Source organism: Pseudomonas sp. MB-090624 (assembly GCF_003205245.1).
Classification (GTDB): Bacteria; Pseudomonadota; Gammaproteobacteria; order Pseudomonadales; family Pseudomonadaceae; genus Aquipseudomonas; species Aquipseudomonas juntendi.
This window is the reverse complement of the sequence record NZ_QJRK01000050.1, coordinates 1-16,176: the sequence shown is the minus strand read 5'-3', so window position 1 is coordinate 16,176 and position 16,176 is coordinate 1. Positions and strand designations below refer to the sequence as shown.

The window sequence follows — 16,176 nt, the reverse complement described above, 5'->3', positions numbered from 1 at the left end:
TTAGCACAGGAAAAGCATGAAGGGGCCCGTAGGCCCCTTCATGCTTGCAACCACAAACTGGCCTTTGCCTGTATCAGGCGTCTGGCGCAGCCTTGGCTTGCGGCTCACTGTTCTCGTAGATCATCAGCGGCTGCGAAGTGCCGTCGATGACGCTCTCGTCGATCACCACCTTGCTGACATCCTTCTGCGAAGGGATCTCGTACATGGTGTCGAGCAGCACACCTTCGAGAATAGAACGCAGGCCACGGGCGCCGGTTTTGCGCTCCAAAGCCCTGCGTGCCACGGCCTTGAGCGCATCGCTGCGGAACTCCAGGTCGACGCTTTCCATCTCGAACAGCTTGGCATACTGCTTGGTGAGGGCGTTCTTCGGCTCGGTGAGGATCTGCACCAATGCAGCCTCGTCCAGCTCGTCCAGGGTAGCCAGAACCGGCAGGCGGCCGACGAACTCCGGAATCAGGCCAAACTTGACCAGATCGTCCGGCTCGACCTCACGCAGGGACTCGCCAACCTTCTTGCCTTCTTCCTTGCTACGCACTTCAGCGCCGAAACCAATGCCACCTTTGGTGGAACGGTTCTGGATGACCTTTTCAAGGCCCGAGAACGCGCCACCGCAGATGAACAGGATGTTGCGGGTGTCAACCTGCAGGAACTCCTGTTGCGGGTGCTTGCGCCCCCCTTGCGGCGGTACCGAGGCCACGGTGCCTTCGATCAGCTTCAACAGCGCCTGCTGCACGCCCTCGCCCGAGACGTCACGGGTGATGGACGGGTTGTCCGACTTGCGCGAGATCTTGTCGATTTCGTCGATGTAGACAATGCCCATCTGGGCCTTTTCCACATCGTAGTCGCACTTCTGCAACAGCTTCTGAATGATGTTCTCGACGTCTTCACCCACATAACCGGCCTCGGTCAGGGTGGTGGCGTCGGCAATGGTGAACGGTACGTTCAACAGGCGTGCCAGGGTTTCGGCGAGCAGGGTCTTGCCCGAGCCAGTAGGCCCGATGAGCAGGATGTTGCTCTTGCCCAGTTCGACTTCGTCACCCTTCTTGTCACGCTGGTTAAGGCGCTTGTAGTGGTTGTACACCGCTACAGCCAGCACCTTTTTCGCGCGCTCCTGACCAATGACGTACTGGTCCAGGATGCCGCTGATTTCTTTCGGCGAAGGCAATTTGTGCGCGCTGCTCTCGGCCTGGGCTTCCTGCACCTCCTCACGGATGATGTCATTGCACAGGTCGACGCACTCGTCGCAGATAAATACCGAGGGCCCGGCAATCAATTTGCGCACTTCGTGCTGGCTTTTGCCGCAGAAGGAGCAATAGAGCAATTTGCCGCTGTCCTCGCCGTTACGGGTGTCAGTCATTCGATCGATCCAATCCGGTAGGCTTGCAACACAAGATGAAGGCAATTGCGGGCTTTTTCAAGTCCGCAGGTGGGCGCTTTGGGCACCCACCTGCTCTGACCCCCCGGTTCAGGAGGCCAGTTGCCGCTTGTCGTAGACCGAGTCGATCAGGCCATACTCGGCTGCGCGCGAGGCGCTCATGAAGTTGTCGCGTTCGGTGTCACGCTTGATGGTCTCCAGATCCTGGCCGGTGTGGTAGGCCAGCAACTCGTTCAGGCGCGCCTTGATATTGAGGATTTCCTGGGCATGGATCTCGATATCGGTCGCCTGGCCCTGGAAGCCGCCCAGCGGCTGGTGAATCATCACGCGCGAGTTCGGCAGGCAGTGACGCTTGCCCTTGGCACCTGCGGCCAGCAGGAAGGCGCCCATGCTGCAGGCCTGGCCGATGCAGATGGTCGAGACGTCCGGCTTGATGAACTGCATGGTGTCGTAGATCGACATGCCCGCGGTGACGGAGCCGCCCGGGGAGTTGATGTAGAGATGGATATCCTTGTCCGGGTTTTCCGCTTCGAGGAACAGCATCTGCGCTACGACCAGGTTGGCCATGTAGTCTTCAACCGGGCCAACCAGGAAAATCACTCGCTCCTTCAACAGGCGCGAATAGATGTCGTACGCACGCTCGCCACGGGCGGACTGCTCGATAACCATCGGGACCAGGCCGCCTGCGGCCTGGATGTCAGAGCTCTGCTGAATATAAGAATTGCGGGACATGTCCTGCGCTCACTCCCAAATAGTCATGGCTTGATAACGCACAAGCCAGCTCGAAGGCTGGCTTGTGGGGTTTTCCTACGAGAGAAAACGTATTACTCAGCTTCGGCAGGTGCCTGGGCTGGTTTTACGGCATCTTCGTACGAGACCGACTTGTCGGTCACAGTCGCTTTCTGCAGAACAGTATCTACAACTTGCTCTTCCAGCACAACCGAACGCACTTCGTTCATTTGCTGGTCGTTCTTGTAGTACCAAGCGATGACCTGCTCAGGCTCCTGGTAAGCCGAAGCCATTTCTTCGATCATCTCGCGAACCTTGGCATCGTCCGGCTTGAGCTCGAACTGCTTGACCACTTCGGCGACGATCAGGCCCAGCACTACACGGCGCTTGGCTTGTTCTTCGAACAGCTCGGCAGGCAGTTGGTCAGGCTTGATGTTGCCACCGAACTGCTGAACAGCCTGGACGCGCAGACGGTTGACTTCGTTTTCCAGCAGGGCCTTCGGCGCTTCGATCGGGTTGGCGGCCAGCAGACCGTCCATGACCTGGTTCTTCACCTTGGTCTTGATTGCCTGGCGCAGCTCACGCTCCATGTTCTTGCGAACTTCGGCGCGGAAGCCTTCCAGGGTCGATTCCTTGATACCGAACTGGGCGAAGAACTCTTCGTTCAGCTCAGGCAGCACAGGGGCCGAAACGCTGTTGACGGTGATGGTGAACTCGGCGGCTTTGCCGGCCAGGTCCAGGTTCTGGTAGTCCTCTGGGAAGGTCACGTTGACAACGCGCTCTTCGCCAGCCTTGGCGCCCACCAGACCGTCTTCGAAGCCCGGGATCATGCGGCCGGAACCCAGTACCAGCTGGGTGCCTTTGGCAGAGCCACCGGCGAACGCTTCACCGTCGACCTTGCCAACGAAATCGATGTTGACCTGATCGTCGTTCTGCGCGGCGCGCTCGACAGCTTCGAAGCGAGTGTTCTGCTTGCGCAGCACTTCCAGCATGTTGTCCAGGTCGGCGTCGGCCACTTCGGCGCTCAGGCGCTCAACGTTGATCGACTCCAGGCCGGAAACGGTGAACTCCGGGAACACTTCGAAGATGGCGACGAACTCCAGGTCCTTGCCTTTTTCGAACGACTTGGGTTCAACGGACGGGGCACCAGCAGGGTTCAGCTTCTGCTCAACGATGGCCTCATAGAAGGAAGCCTGGACCAGATCACCGAACGCCTCCTGGCGTGCATCGGCTTCGAAGCGCTGACGGATCACGCTCATTGGCACCTTGCCTGGGCGGAAGCCGGCAACCTTGGCGCGCTTGGCAGTCTGTTGCAGACGCTTGTTGACTTCGTTCTCGACGCGCTCGGCCGGAACGGCGATGGTCATGCGGCGCTCGAGAGCGGAAGTGTTTTCAACAGAAACTTGCATGGATATTCCTCGTTGCACAGACGTTAGCCGGCGTTAGCCCGACTCCAGAATCAAGGGCAAGCATTCTAGTGAGTCGCGCGGCAGAAGTCACCCCACACGGGACGACGGGAAACCACGCCGGTCGATTAGCTTTCAAGGCCCGCACGGCGTGCCGCCGGGCCTCCTTCATCAAGAGCGGCACCCTGCCCATGGCGCAGTGCAGCCGTAATAACTTGTCAAACAACTGCCAGTGGCGAATTCGCTGCCTTTATTCAGGGTCGACTTCGTTGAACTGACAGTATTCTTCCCACTCCAGGCCCAGCGCCTCGGCGACCTCTCGATGCGTTTCAAGGCGCATGGCCCGCAACTGTTCCGGGCTTTCGGCGATCAGTTGCAGCGCCAGCTCCCAGGGCTGCAGCCCCTGCTCCTGGGCCACATCTTCGAACGCCCACTCGATTTGCTGGGCCTGCTCGCGCGCATCCAGCTCGCGAATTTCCTCGAGCAGCTGCGGGTTGGCGTCGGCAAAGCGCTGCAGCGCCAAGGCCTGACGGGCTTCTTTTGCAATCATCGGGCTGTTCCTCTGCCGGCCAACGGGGCCGGCGCTTCAACCGGCTGAAATCTAACAGCTTTTATTGGGCTGCCACCAGAGCATTGCAAGGGGGACTCACGAAGATTTTGTGCTGAACCGTGCAGTGCCCGCATGACGGAGCAATGAAAACAAAAAAGGCGCCTGATCTCACGACCAAGGCGCCTCTTTAAAATATGGGGTGGACGATGGGAATCGAACCCACGACAACTGGAATCACAATCCAGCGCTCTACCAACTGAGCTACGCCCACCATATAGCGGTGTTACGGTACAACCTTACAAAAACATGGTGCGGACGAAGAGACTCGAACTCTTACAGCTTGCGCCGCTGGAACCTAAATCCAGTGTGTCTACCAATTTCACCACGTCCGCGTAACGCTTAAAACAAAGGCGCCAGATGCTATCGAGGCGCCTTCGAAAATATGGGGTGGACGATGGGAATCGAACCCACGACAACTGGAATCACAATCCAGCGCTCTACCAACTGAGCTACGCCCACCATATTGCATTACAGCCAACTTGCTTGCCAAAGCTGCCTAATGGCGCACCCGGCAGGACTCGAACCTGCGACCATCCGCTTAGAAGGCGGATGCTCTATCCAGCTGAGCTACGGGCGCTTAAGCTTCAAGCCTAACCGAACAAGTATTTAACAGCTAACTGCCAAACGACCCATTCTGCCCGACTTAGCCAACCAGTGCTAGGCTGTGCCCGACAAGTGCGGCGAATCTTATAGGCGACCCCGAAAGTCGTCAACACCTTTTTCAAAAAAATTTAAATTATTTAAGGGCTTAGGGGATTTGCCCGACCACCCGCCTTTGCCCTTCGCCCATGTCGTGCGAGAATGCGCGCTCTTTATTGTTTCCTTCTCGATGGTTAATCACGCGTCTATGACTGCACACCTAATCGATGGCAAGGCAATCGCCGCCAGCCTGCGCCAGCAGATCGCTCAACGTGTCGTGGAGCGTCGCCAGCAAGGCCTGCGTACGCCGGGCCTGGCGGTGATCCTGGTCGGCACCGACCCCGCCTCCCAAGTCTATGTCTCGCACAAGCGCAAGGACTGCGAAGAGGTCGGCTTCATTTCGCAGGCTTTCGACCTGCCCGCCGAGACCACGCAAGAAGCCCTGACCGAGCTGATCGACCGTCTTAACGACGACCCGGCCGTCGACGGTATTCTGCTGCAGTTGCCGCTACCGGCGCACCTGGAGGCGTCGCTGCTGCTCGAACGCATTCGCCCTGACAAGGACGTGGACGGCTTCCACCCGTACAACATCGGCCGTCTGGCCCAGCGTATTCCGCTGCTGCGCCCGTGCACACCAAAAGGCATCATGACCCTGCTGGAAAGCACCGGCCAGGATCTGTACGGCATGAACGCCGTCATCGTCGGCGCTTCCAACATCGTTGGCCGCCCAATGGCCATGGAGCTGCTGCTGGCCGGCTGCACCGTGACTGTTTGCCACCGCTTTACCAAGGACTTGGCCGGCCATGTAGGCCGCGCCGATCTGGTGGTAGTGGCCGCGGGCAAGCCGGGCCTGGTCAAAGGTGAATGGATCAAGGAAGGCGCCATCGTCATTGACGTGGGCATCAACCGCCAGGCGGACGGCAAGCTGGTCGGCGATGTGGTCTACGAGACCGCCCTGCCCCGCGCCGGCTGGATCACCCCAGTGCCGGGCGGGGTTGGGCCAATGACCCGGGCGTGCCTGCTGGAGAACACGCTGTACGCGGCGCAAGAGCTGCACAAGTAAAGTTGGCACGTAGCGAAAACGGCACCTCTGGCAGGTGCCGTTTTTTTTTGCCCGGTTTCGAGGGCTCGGGCTTGATGCACCACAAGAAATGGCGAACGCGAGGCGGGATTGGCAGGTAGTTTGCACTGGCCGTATGGGGCGGGCCCAGCCCGAATCAGGTTCAAGGGTATCAGCGGCACGGGAGCCTGCTTGCTCGCATGCCCTGCTCAAACCATGAACGTCACGCTGCGCACCGAACTAGAGCGCGGCAGGCCCAATTGCCCCATAACTGGTCAGACCGGTAAGGCCAAAAACCCTTGCAAAGAACGTTTTTTCGCGCTTTTATGGCATCGCGCTGAACAAACCGGTAAGACCACAATAATTAAGTCCTGCGCTCTTTCGCCCCGTGCGGCTACCGAAGCAAGGACACCGATCTGAGACTTCTCCCATGCTCAAATGGTGCTCGCGTTCGATATTCCTGCAAGTCGTACTTGGCCTTGCCCTCGGCATTGCCTGCGGCCTCAGCTTCCCCGACCTTTCGCTACAACTCAAACCCCTAGGCGACGGCTTCATCAAGCTGATCAAGATGCTCATCGGCCTGATCGTGTTCTGCGTGGTGGTCAGTGGTATCTCGGGCGCGGGCGACCTGAAAAAGGTCGGGCGCATCGGCTTGAAGTCGGTAATCTACTTTGAAGTGCTGACCACCTTGGCGTTGGTGATCGGCCTGGTATTCGCCTTCAGCAGCGGCATCGGCAGCGGCGCCAATATTCACCTGGACCAACTGTCCAGTGCCGATGCCAGCAGCCTGGCCGAGCGCGGTCAACACATCCATGGCGCCGCAGCGTTCTTCATGGACCTGATCCCTACCTCGGTGATCGGCGCCTTCGCCGACAACAACATCCTTCAGGTGCTGCTGTTTTCGGTGCTCTTCGGCAGCGCATTGAACCTGGTGGGCGACTCGGCCGCCGGCATTTCGCGGCTGATCAACGAACTGAGCCATGTGATCTTCCGTATCATGGGCATGATCGTGCGCCTGGCCCCGATCGGTGTATTCGGTGCCATCGCCTTCACCACCAGCAAGTACGGCCTGGAATCGCTGCAGCACCTGGGCGGCCTGGTAGCGCTGTTCTACCTGACCTGTGCAGGCTTCGTGCTGATCGTGCTGGGTACCGTGATGCGCCTGTCGGGCCTGAAACTGCTGCCACTGATCAAGTACCTGCGTGAAGAGCTGACCATCGTGCTGGGCACCGCCTCTTCCGACGCCGTTCTGCCGCAGATCATGCGCAAGCTGGAACACCTGGGCATCGGCAGTTCCACGGTGGGGCTGGTGATTCCCACCGGCTACTCGTTCAACCTGGACGGTTTCTCCATCTACCTGACGCTGGCCATCGTGTTCATCGCCAACGCCACCGGCACACCGCTGGAGATGACTGACCTGCTGACCATTCTGCTGGTGTCGCTGGTAACTTCGAAAGGCGCGCACGGCATCCCTGGCTCGGCGCTGGTGATCCTGGCGGCCACGTTGACTGCCGTACCGGCGATTCCGGTTGTCGGCCTGGTGCTGGTACTTGCCGTGGACTGGTTCATGGGCATCGGCCGGGCACTGACCAACTTGATCGGCAACTGTGTAGCCACCGTGGCGATTGCCCGCTGGGAAAAGGACATCGACCTGGAGCGTGCCAACAACGTACTGGCAGGCAAACCCGGCTTTGCCCCGTTGCCACGCAAACAGCCCAATGCCCACCAGCAGGAATTCTGAGCGAACGTGGCCGGCACTGATGCCGGCCCTTCAAGGAGCGAACCGTGATCAGCTCATCGACCGTCGTCAATTCAGTGGTGGAAAAACTCCGCCAGGCCCTGGCCCGCGGCCAGTGGCGCAGCGGCGACATGCTGCCAGGCCAGCGCGAGCTGGCTGAACAACTGGGCATCAGCCGGCCCAGCCTGCGCGAAGCGGTAACCGTGTTGGAAACCCTGGGCCTGGTGCGCGCGCTGCCGGGCAAGGGTGTACTGGTGCTGGAGGCCGAAGCTGCCGCCCTGGAACCGGGGCTGGATACCAGCGCCGCCGCCAGCCTGGCTGACGTACTGGAACTGCGCTACACCCTTGAACCGTTCATCGTCGGCCTGGTGGCACAATCGGCCAACAGCCAGGATGTTGGCCAGTTGCGCCTCACCCTGATGGACATGCGCGAAGCGCTGGAGGCCGATGACAGCGAAGCTGGGGTCAGGGCCTATATCGCTTTCCATGAGGCCCTCTTCGCCCTGACCACCAACCCGATCTTCCAGAGTGTCGTGCAGCAGACCGGCAACGCCCTTAAACAGAGCGCCGACATGCTGCGCAACTCACCGGAGCATCTGGCGGCAAGGCTGAAGGAGAACGAGGCAGTGGTACGCGCCATTCGCGAACGCAACAGTGCCCTGGCCAGTGCCCAGATGCGCCAGCACATCCTGGCCGAGGGCGCGCGCATGGGCATCCCGCTGAACATCCCGGATGAACACCTGCATCCATGACCTGAGGAGAGCGACCATGAACGCCGCCCCCCACTTGCCTGCCCTGCTCGCGGCCGGCGAAACCCGCCTGTCGGCCGAGCAAATCTACCCACGGCTGTTCGACGCCATTCTCGAACAGCGCCTGCCCCCCGGCAGCCTGCTGCCCGAGCAGGCGTTGGGCCAGGCGTTTGGGGTCAGCCGTACCGTGATCCGCCGCGTGCTCGGGCGCCTGTGTGACCAGCAAGTGGTGGTGCAGCGCCCAAGCCACACCGCGCACCTGGCAGCCCCTGACCCCGAGCAGGCGCGGCAGGTGCTCAGTGCCCGGCGGCTGGCGGAGACCACCCTGATCACCCTGGCCGCACAGCGCGCCCGCCCTGCGCAGATACGCCAACTGCGCCAGTTGGTTGAACGTGAGCGCCAGCACCATGAAAGTGGCGAGCGTTGCGCGGCGATCCGCCTGGGTGGCGAGTTCCACCTCAAACTGGCGCAAGTGGCGGCCAATGCGCCCCTGGCACGGTTTCTCAACGGCCTGGTGCCGATGACCTCGCTGATCATTGCCCGCTACGAGTCGCCGTGCTGCGAACATTGTGCGTGGGAAGAACACGCGGCGATCATCGATGCCGTGGAGCAAGGCGATGCCGAGGCGGCATTGGGGCTCATGCACACCCACCTCGACCGGCTGGAGGAGAAACTCGACCTGGCGTAGCCCGCGCGCAAGGGCCAAGCCCGCTCCTGACGGCCATGCACCGGTCCAGCAGCGGGTGTACCAGGCGGTGGCCTGTAGCGCCCGAGTCAAGCCTTGGCCATGGCCGAGGTCGGTAAGCCGAAGATCCGGTCAAACACCCAGTTGTAGGCGAAGGTGTAGCAAGGGATCAGCACAATGAACGCCATGTCCACCAGCAGTGCCTCTACCAGTGTCATGTCCAGCCACCAGGCAATCAGCGGGATCAGATACACCACCAGGGTCAGCTGAAAGCCGACCGCATGCGCCACCCGTCGCGCCACGCTGCGGCCGCGCTTGGCCTGGCGGCTTTCCCAGCGCTCGAACAACGTGTTGAAAATCAGGTTCCAGAGCATGGCAATGGTTGTGATCATCACCGCCAATGGCCCGGTATGCGACGCCTGGGTCTCTGACAGATAAGCCAGCCCGAGGGTCGACATGCTCAGCCCTATCAGCTCATAGCACGTCACATACACCAGTTTGCGCTTCAAACCCTGCACCTGCATTGCCCTCCAATCCCAATAACGAAGCGTGCGATAATGCTTCACCTCGCTTGACAGCAAAAGTCAGCAGCTGTCAGATCTGCTGACAGGAGGCTGCCATGAACTTTTCCAGCGACAACATCCAGCTGTTTCTTGCCGTGCTCGACCGCGGCTCGTTCTCCGCCGCCGCTCGCGCCCTCAAACGGGTCCCGTCGGCGGTCAGCATGGCCATTGGCAATCTGGAAGCGGAGCTGGGATACAGCTTGTTCGAACGCGGGCCCCGCGAAGTTCGGCCCACCGCCCGGGCCTTGGCCCTGGAACCGCACGCCAGGCTGATTGCCGAGCAACTCGGGCTGTTGCAAGTCCATGCCTTGGAGCTCTCGCAGGGGCTTGAAAGCAGCCTGACGCTGGCGGTGGTGCCGGACATCGATCACCGCCCGTTGCTGGCGGCTATCGCCGACCTCGGTGTGCGCCACCCATTGCTCGATATCGCTTTGCTCAGCGCCCCGCAGGAAGAGGCCCTGCACTTGCTGGACAGCGGCCGCGCCGATCTTTGCGTGGCCTTCGCTGGCCTGCAGGTGGATGCGCGCCGGGGCTTTCAACATATCGGTATGGAAGCCTTGGTAGCCACCCTCGCCCCTAGCCACCCGGCGCTGCGTGAAGCACGCATCCACTACCTCGAAGACCTGACCCGGGTGCGCCAGATCCTCGTGCGCAGCCGGGACCTGCCGCTGGCCGATCCACGCCCGCTGATCGGCGCCACGCACTGGTCGACCGACAGCTTCGACCTGGCCCTGCAGATGGTCGAAGCCGGCCTGGGCTGGGGCGACCTGCCGTTGTCTCGGGTAGCCCCACTGCTGGCAACCGGGCGCTTGGTGCGCCTGGCCTTTCGTAATACGCGCAACGAGTTGCAACTGCCGGTGCATATCCTGTGGCGCAAACAACAGCCACTGCAGCAAGCGGCGAGGTTGCTGATAGAGCAACTGACCAAGGGCTGAGTGCCGTCTGTCGAAAGGTCTGTAAGAAATTACTGTAAGTACTTCAATGTTTTACCCCCCGAGCCGATATCCCGGTCGATAGGCCCCGCAGAACGTCATAAGCGCGCTGCGTCCTCCCCACATTGGCTCAAGGTCTCGAAACATGAACCTGAAATTTCGCCACAAGATCCTGCTCAGTGCCTGCGGCGTCGTGGTCCTGGCATTCGCCCTGTTCACGCTTTATAACGACTACCTGCAACGCAACACTATCCGCCAGAACATAGAAGCCTCGGTGCAGCAGGCCGGGGCCTTGACCGCCAGCAGCGTGCAAAACTGGATGAGCGGCCGCATCCTGGTGCTGGAAAACCTGGCCCAGGATATCGGCCAGCAGGGTGCCGGCGAGACCCTGGCCGGGTTGATCGAGCAACCCTCCTACACGCGCAACTTCCTGTTCACCTACCTCGGTCAGGCCAACGGCGTGTTCACCCAGCGCCCGGACGCCCAGATGCCTGCCGGCTACGACCCACGGCAACGGCCCTGGTATGCAGCGGCGGCCAATGCCGGGCAAACGGTGCTGACGCCACCGTACCAGGGTGCGGTCGGCGGCCTGATGGTCACTATCGCCACCCCGGTGAAAAGCAAGGCCACGGGGGAAATGATTGGTGTGGTTGGCGGTGACCTGACCCTCGATACCTTGGTGGAGATCATCAACTCGGTGGATTTCGGTGGCCTCGGCCACGCCTTCCTCGCCGATGCCAATGGCCAGGTGATCGTCAGCCCGAACAAAGACCAGGTCATGAAAAACCTGAAGGACATCTACCCCGGCAGCGACCTGCGCGTTGCCGCCAGCATGCAGGATGTCACCCTGAACGGCCAGGACCGGATCATTTCGTTCGCGCCGGTCGCCGGGCTGCCTTCGGCCCAGTGGTACATCGGCTTGTCGATCGACAAGGACAAGGCCTACGCCGCACTCAGCCAGTTCCGCACATCGGCCATCATCGCCATGCTGATTGCCGTGGCGGCCATTGCCGGCCTGCTGGGCCTGCTGATTCCACTACTGATGCGCCCGCTGACCACCATGGGCCGCGCCATGCGCGACATCGCCGAGGGTGAAGGCGACCTGACCCGCCGTCTGGTGGTGCAGAACCAGGACGAATTCGGCGAACTGGCAACGTCGTTCAACCGCTTTGTCGAACGCATTCACGCCTCGATCAGCGAAGTGTCGTCGGCCACCCGCCTGGTGCATGACCTGTCGGAGAAAGTGGTCAGCGCGTCGAATGCGTCGATCAGTGGCTCCGAAGAGCAGAGCATGCGCACCAACAGCGTGGCCGCAGCCATCAACGAGCTTGGCGCCGCGACCCAGGAAATCGCGCGCAACGCCGCAGATGCCTCGCAGCATGCCAGTGGTGCCAGCGAGCAGGCCCACGGTGGCCGGGAAGTGGTGGAAGAAGCGATCAACGCCATGACTGCGCTGTCGCAGCGCATCAGCGAATCGTGCGCACAGATTGAAACGCTCAATGCCAGCACTGATGAAATCGGCAAGATCCTGGACGTGATCAAAGGCATCTCGCAGCAGACCAACTTGCTGGCACTGAACGCTGCGATCGAGGCAGCACGCGCGGGCGAAGCGGGTAGAGGCTTTGCCGTGGTGGCCGACGAGGTGCGCAACCTGGCCCACCGGACCCAGGAATCGGCAGAAGAAATCCACCGCATGATCACCAGCCTGCAAGTCGGTTCACGCGAAGCGGTGCACACCATGAACACCAGCCAGGTGTCCAGCGAGCAAACCGTGCAAGTGGCCAACCAGGCCGGTGAGCGGCTGGCCAGCGTCACCCAGCGTATTGGCGAAATCGACGGCATGAACCAGTCGGTGGCCACCGCGACCGAAGAGCAGACCGCCGTGGTCGAAAGCCTCAACCTGGACATTACCCAGATCAATGCGCTGAACCAGCAAGGGGTGGAGAACCTTAACGAAACCCTGCGCCACTGCGATCAACTGGCGCAGCAGGCCGGCCGCTTGAAGCAGCTGGTGGGGAGTTTCCGGATCTGAGAAGCCGGGGGGCGCCCAGCGCCCCCATCTTTACCCGGTTATAACCTAATAACGAACAAGTCTATTTGGCTATAAAAAAATCTATATGCTGGCTGCATCCGATAACGGGCAATGTTGGGCGGTCGAGTAGCGTATGGATGTAGGTTCTTTTGGTTTCACCATTGCGGGACTGGTCGTGGGTTTCATCGTCGGTATGACCGGCGTCGGTGGCGGTTCGCTGATGACCCCGATCCTGCTGTGGTTCGGTATCAACCCGGCGACGGCCGTCGGCACCGATCTGCTCTATGCCGCCATCACCAAGGCCAGTGGCGTCTGGGTGCATGCACGCAACAAGAACATCGACTGGAAGATCACCGGCCTGCTCAGCCTCGGCAGCGTGCCTGCGGCCGCATTGACCCTGTGGTTCCTGAGCACCCTGCATACCGACACATCGGCGCTTAATGCCATCATCAAGCAAGGCCTGGCGGTGGTGTTGATCCTCACCGCGCTGGCCATTCTGTTCAAATCGCGGCTGCAGGCTTTCGCCAGCCACCATGCCGGCGATCACTACCACCTCAGCGCAGGTACCCTGAACACCCTCACCGTGCTGACCGGCGTGGTGCTGGGGGTGATGGTGACCCTGACCTCCATCGGCGCCGGCGCCCTGGGTACCGTGGCGTTATTCCTGCTCTACCCGTTTCTGGTCACCCGTCGCCTGGTCGGTACGGAAATCGCCCATGCCGTGCCGCTAACGCTGGTGGCAGGCCTTGGCCATGCCGGCATGGGCAATATGGACTGGTCGCTACTGGGCTACCTGCTGCTGGGTTCTCTGCCGGGCATCTACCTGGGCAGCCACCTGACCGGGCGGATCTCCGACCGCGTGCTGCGTCCGTGCCTGGCCGCCATGCTGTTGTTGATCGGCTACAAGCTGGCGTTCTGAACCTCACCCAGGCGCAACCGCCACTGCCCGGTATGGCTCAGTTCCAGGCGTGACAGCGGCAACACATCGATACGCTGCCCGGCACTCATCGGGCAGCCCAGTACCTGCACCAGCACGGCACGCATGACCTGCGGATGGGTTACCGCCAGCCATTCACCCGGCCTGTCGAAAGCCGCCAGCCAGGCGGCCATCCGCTGGCACAGCGCAGCGAACGACTCCCCGCCATGCACGTTACTGGCTGGCTCCTGCAACCAATCGGCCAACGCTTCTGGCTGCTCGGCCTGCAACTGCTTCAGCGCCATGCCCTGCCAATGCCCGAGGTCGCAATCGGCCAAGGCGGGCTCGACATGCACCGTGCTCGACAACCACGCCGCTGTTTCGCAGGCGCGCCGCTCTGGCGCCGTCAGCAGTTGCACCGCTGGCAGGAGAGGCGCCGGCGGTTGCGAAAGCGGCAGGATGCCGTCGTCGGCGCAGTGCAGGCGGCCGGTCTTCTGGGCCTGAGTCAGGGCATGGCAAATAAGGGTCAAACGGGTAGCTTTCATCAAGTGCCTCGGGTGGCGGGCTGGTGCGTAGTGCTTGGCATGCTGCGAGGCAGGCATGCTGAACACTATGCCAGCGCAGGCGCCTGCGCCACCAATGACCAACCGCCACGCCCATCCACCTCCAGCCGGTGAGTATGAAAACCTGCCAGGGTGCTGCGGTGCCCGACACTGAGCAACAGTGCCCCAGGCATTTCCGAGCGCAGCAGCGCATACAGGGCATGCTCGAGCCCCTCATCCATCGCTGAGGTGGACTCATCAAGAAACACCACCTGCGGCCGGTTGAACAGAACCCGGGCAAAAGCCAGGCGCTGCTGCTCGCCCACCGACAGAATATGCGACCAATCGCAGCTGACCTCCAGGCGCTCGGCCAGGTGCCCAAGATTGACCTGGTGCAGTACCTGCTGCATACGCGCCTGATCCTCGGGCTGCCCCACCGCCGGGTAGGCAATGACCGTGCGCAGGTCCCCCAAAGGCAAATAGGGACGCTGCGACAGGAACAGCGCCTGATGGCCCAGTGGGCGCCGCACCTCCCCTTCGGCATAGGGCCACAGGCCAGCCAGGGCGCGTAGCAGGGTGGTCTTGCCGCTGCCTGAAGGCCCCTTGATCAACAGCGCCTGGCCAGCTTGCAGGCTCAGGTTCAGGTCAGTGATCAGGGCGTGTCCGTCCGGGCGCAGCACTTTCAGGTCGGCAATCTGCAGCGCATGGGCCTGCTCCGCGGTGAGTACCCGCGGCAATGCCCTTGCCTGCGCGTTGGCATCGAGAAAACCGGTCAGACGGTCCAGCGTAGCCCGGTACTGCGCGAATGCATCGTACGATTCACGAAAGAACGAGAGTGCATCCTGCACCTGCCCAAATGCCTGAGACGTTTGCATGACGTCACCCAGCTTGATTGCCCCGCTGAAGAAGCGCGGTGCCTGCAGAATGAACGGGAACACGACTGCCACCTGGCTGACCCCCAGGTTGAAACCACTGAACTTGAGGTTTCGGAATACCAGCGCCCAGGCATTCACGATCAGTGCCGCGAAGCGCCCCAGCAAGGTGCCCCGCTCAACCTCGGCACCTTGGTAGAAAGCGACATTCTCGGCATTCTCACGCAGGCGCATCAGCGCATAGCGGAAGTTGGCGGTGAGCTTTTCGTTGAGGAAGTTCAGGCGAATCAAAGGCTGGCCCAGGCGGAAGGCGATCCAGGTGGCGACGACCACATACAGGTACACGGCAAACACCATCGCCCTGGGAATTTCAACACCGGCCACGGCCAACGGCGCTGACAACCCCCAGAGGATCCCGGTGAACGCCACCAGGGACACCAGCGCACTGACTGCCCCCAAGGCCAAGGACAGGGAGTTGCTGACGAAGGCGTTTACGTCCAGCTCGATACGCTGGTCGGGGTTGTCGACCGGTTCGGCAAGAAATTGTCCACGGTAGTAAGCATCACCGTGCATCCAGTCACGGGTCAGGCGCTCGGTCAACCATACCCGCCAGGTGATGCTGAAGGCCTGGTTCACATAGAAAGAGCACAGCGAGCGCAGCACATGGATGCTGGCCAGCACGGCGAAGACCCCGAGCAGGTACCAGAATGCCCCTTGATTCAAGCCTTGGAGAGCGCTGTAGAACCCGTTGTACCAGAACGAGAACAGCACATTGAGGCGTACGGAAAACAACGTCAGGACCAGCAGCAAGGCAAACACCAGCAGTGGCCGCCAACTGCGTTTGTAACTGAAATAAGGCCCCGCAAGTTGCCAGAACTGGCTGCCCCAGCGGGTGTAGCGTATGGCCAGAATAGCGGCGGCTGTGAAGCCGACAAAGGTGATGAACGAGGCGATTGCCAGCCAACTCAGGCTCTCTTGCAATGCCTGGTGCCAGTTCATGTCCATGGTGAATGTCCGTGCTGAGTATTTCCGCGAGCGTAGCACTGCCCTATAACGCTTCAGGCATACATGACGTACATTTCATGAAAGCCGGTGCCAGCCACCGCGTTGTCTGCTTCGCGGGCGCGCCCGCTCCCACAGGGATTGTTGTGAGGCCGGGGGACTTTTTTGGAGCACAAAGACAAAACCCCTACCTGCATGTGCAGATAGGGGTTTTGCGAAATGAATCTTGACGATGACCTACTCTCACATGGGGAAACCCCACACTACCATCGGCGATGCATCGTTTCACTGCTGAGTTCGGGATGGGATCAGGTGGTTCCAATGCT

At 61.1% G+C, this 16,176-nt stretch carries 14 protein-coding genes, 4 tRNA genes, 1 rRNA gene and 1 pseudogene; 8 read left to right on the top strand and 12 right to left on the bottom strand.

The window, feature by feature from the left end:
• Positions 1-73: 73 nt before the first annotated feature.
• From clpX to DMX12_RS23610, 8 genes are all read right to left on the bottom strand, one after another.
• Positions 74-1,357, bottom strand: a complete 1,284-nt coding sequence (gene clpX, locus DMX12_RS23645; protein ID WP_054911999.1) for an ATP-dependent Clp protease ATP-binding subunit ClpX — start codon at positions 1,355-1,357, stop codon at positions 74-76.
• 108 nt (positions 1,358-1,465) lie between these two features.
• The gene (gene clpP / locus DMX12_RS23640) at positions 1,466-2,107 is read right to left on the bottom strand and encodes an ATP-dependent Clp endopeptidase proteolytic subunit ClpP (RefSeq protein ID WP_009683825.1); all 642 of its coding nucleotides are present in this window, start codon (positions 2,105-2,107) and stop codon (positions 1,466-1,468) included.
• A 92-nt stretch (positions 2,108-2,199) separates the two neighbouring features.
• Entirely contained in the window at positions 2,200-3,513 is a 1,314-nt protein-coding gene (tig, locus tag DMX12_RS23635) for a trigger factor (RefSeq protein WP_029884960.1), read from the bottom strand.
• Positions 3,514-3,760: 247 nt separating this feature from the next.
• Positions 3,761-4,060, bottom strand: coding sequence for a DUF6388 family protein (locus tag DMX12_RS23630; RefSeq protein ID WP_110679588.1), 300 nt, complete (start codon positions 4,058-4,060; stop codon positions 3,761-3,763).
• A gap of 195 nt (positions 4,061-4,255) precedes the next feature.
• Positions 4,256-4,331: transfer RNA gene (locus DMX12_RS23625), tRNA-His, on the bottom strand.
• A 36-nt stretch (positions 4,332-4,367) separates the two neighbouring features.
• Positions 4,368-4,452 (bottom strand) — tRNA-Leu (locus DMX12_RS23620).
• Positions 4,453-4,503: 51 nt separating this feature from the next.
• Positions 4,504-4,579: transfer RNA gene (locus DMX12_RS23615), tRNA-His, on the bottom strand.
• Between the two features lie 41 nt (positions 4,580-4,620).
• Positions 4,621-4,697: transfer RNA gene (locus DMX12_RS23610), tRNA-Arg, on the bottom strand.
• 270 nt (positions 4,698-4,967) lie between these two features.
• Here DMX12_RS23610 and folD point away from each other — a divergent pair.
• The 4 genes from folD (at position 4,968) to DMX12_RS23590 (ending at position 8,994) form a co-directional block, all read left to right on the top strand.
• Positions 4,968-5,822 carry a bifunctional methylenetetrahydrofolate dehydrogenase/methenyltetrahydrofolate cyclohydrolase FolD gene (gene folD, locus DMX12_RS23605; protein ID WP_009682641.1) on the top strand — a complete coding sequence of 285 codons (855 nt, stop codon included), beginning with the start codon at positions 4,968-4,970 and terminating at the stop codon, positions 5,820-5,822.
• Between the two features lie 427 nt (positions 5,823-6,249).
• Entirely contained in the window at positions 6,250-7,560 is a 1,311-nt protein-coding gene (locus tag DMX12_RS23600; protein ID WP_009682642.1) for a C4-dicarboxylate transporter DctA, read from the top strand.
• Between the two features lie 44 nt (positions 7,561-7,604).
• A complete protein-coding gene (locus tag DMX12_RS23595; protein ID WP_029884962.1) occupies positions 7,605-8,309 on the top strand; it encodes a FadR/GntR family transcriptional regulator in 705 nt (234 codons plus the stop codon).
• A gap of 16 nt (positions 8,310-8,325) precedes the next feature.
• A complete protein-coding gene (locus DMX12_RS23590; protein WP_054905976.1) occupies positions 8,326-8,994 on the top strand; it encodes a GntR family transcriptional regulator in 669 nt (222 codons plus the stop codon).
• Positions 8,995-9,080: 86 nt separating this feature from the next.
• Here the strand turns inward: DMX12_RS23590 and DMX12_RS23585 are convergent, their stop codons facing one another.
• Positions 9,081-9,509, bottom strand: coding sequence for a PACE efflux transporter (locus DMX12_RS23585; RefSeq protein ID WP_009682645.1), 429 nt, complete (start codon positions 9,507-9,509; stop codon positions 9,081-9,083).
• Positions 9,510-9,610: 101 nt separating this feature from the next.
• On the opposite strand from DMX12_RS23585, the gene DMX12_RS23580 reads away from it, so the two are divergent.
• From DMX12_RS23580 to DMX12_RS23570, 4 genes and pseudogenes are all read left to right on the top strand, one after another.
• Positions 9,611-10,489: a LysR family transcriptional regulator gene (locus DMX12_RS23580; protein WP_110679587.1), complete on the top strand. Its 879-nt coding sequence runs from the start codon at positions 9,611-9,613 to the stop codon at positions 10,487-10,489.
• Between the two features lie 142 nt (positions 10,490-10,631).
• A pseudogene (gene mcpA / locus DMX12_RS30440) lies at positions 10,632-11,663 on the top strand (methyl-accepting chemotaxis protein McpA); the annotation flags it as partial.
• Positions 11,664-11,777: 114 nt separating this feature from the next.
• On the top strand, positions 11,778-12,518 hold the full coding sequence (locus DMX12_RS30435; RefSeq protein ID WP_370593823.1) for a methyl-accepting chemotaxis protein: 741 nt from the start codon (positions 11,778-11,780) through the stop codon (positions 12,516-12,518).
• A 133-nt stretch (positions 12,519-12,651) separates the two neighbouring features.
• Positions 12,652-13,437: a sulfite exporter TauE/SafE family protein gene (locus DMX12_RS23570; protein WP_009682648.1), complete on the top strand. Its 786-nt coding sequence runs from the start codon at positions 12,652-12,654 to the stop codon at positions 13,435-13,437.
• Here the strand turns inward: DMX12_RS23570 and DMX12_RS23565 are convergent.
• The 3 genes from DMX12_RS23565 to rrf all read right to left on the bottom strand — a co-directional run.
• Positions 13,419-13,979, bottom strand: coding sequence for a histidine phosphatase family protein (locus DMX12_RS23565; RefSeq protein ID WP_054914133.1), 561 nt, complete (start codon positions 13,977-13,979; stop codon positions 13,419-13,421). The two genes, DMX12_RS23570 and DMX12_RS23565, sit on opposite strands and share 19 nt — an antisense overlap.
• Positions 13,980-14,044: 65 nt before the next feature.
• Positions 14,045-15,853 (bottom strand): ABC transporter ATP-binding protein/permease, encoded by a 1,809-nt coding sequence (locus DMX12_RS23560; protein ID WP_110679585.1) that lies wholly within the window; start codon positions 15,851-15,853, stop codon positions 14,045-14,047.
• A 221-nt stretch (positions 15,854-16,074) separates the two neighbouring features.
• Positions 16,075-16,176: ribosomal RNA gene (rrf, locus tag DMX12_RS23550) — 5S ribosomal RNA — on the bottom strand; the annotation flags it as partial.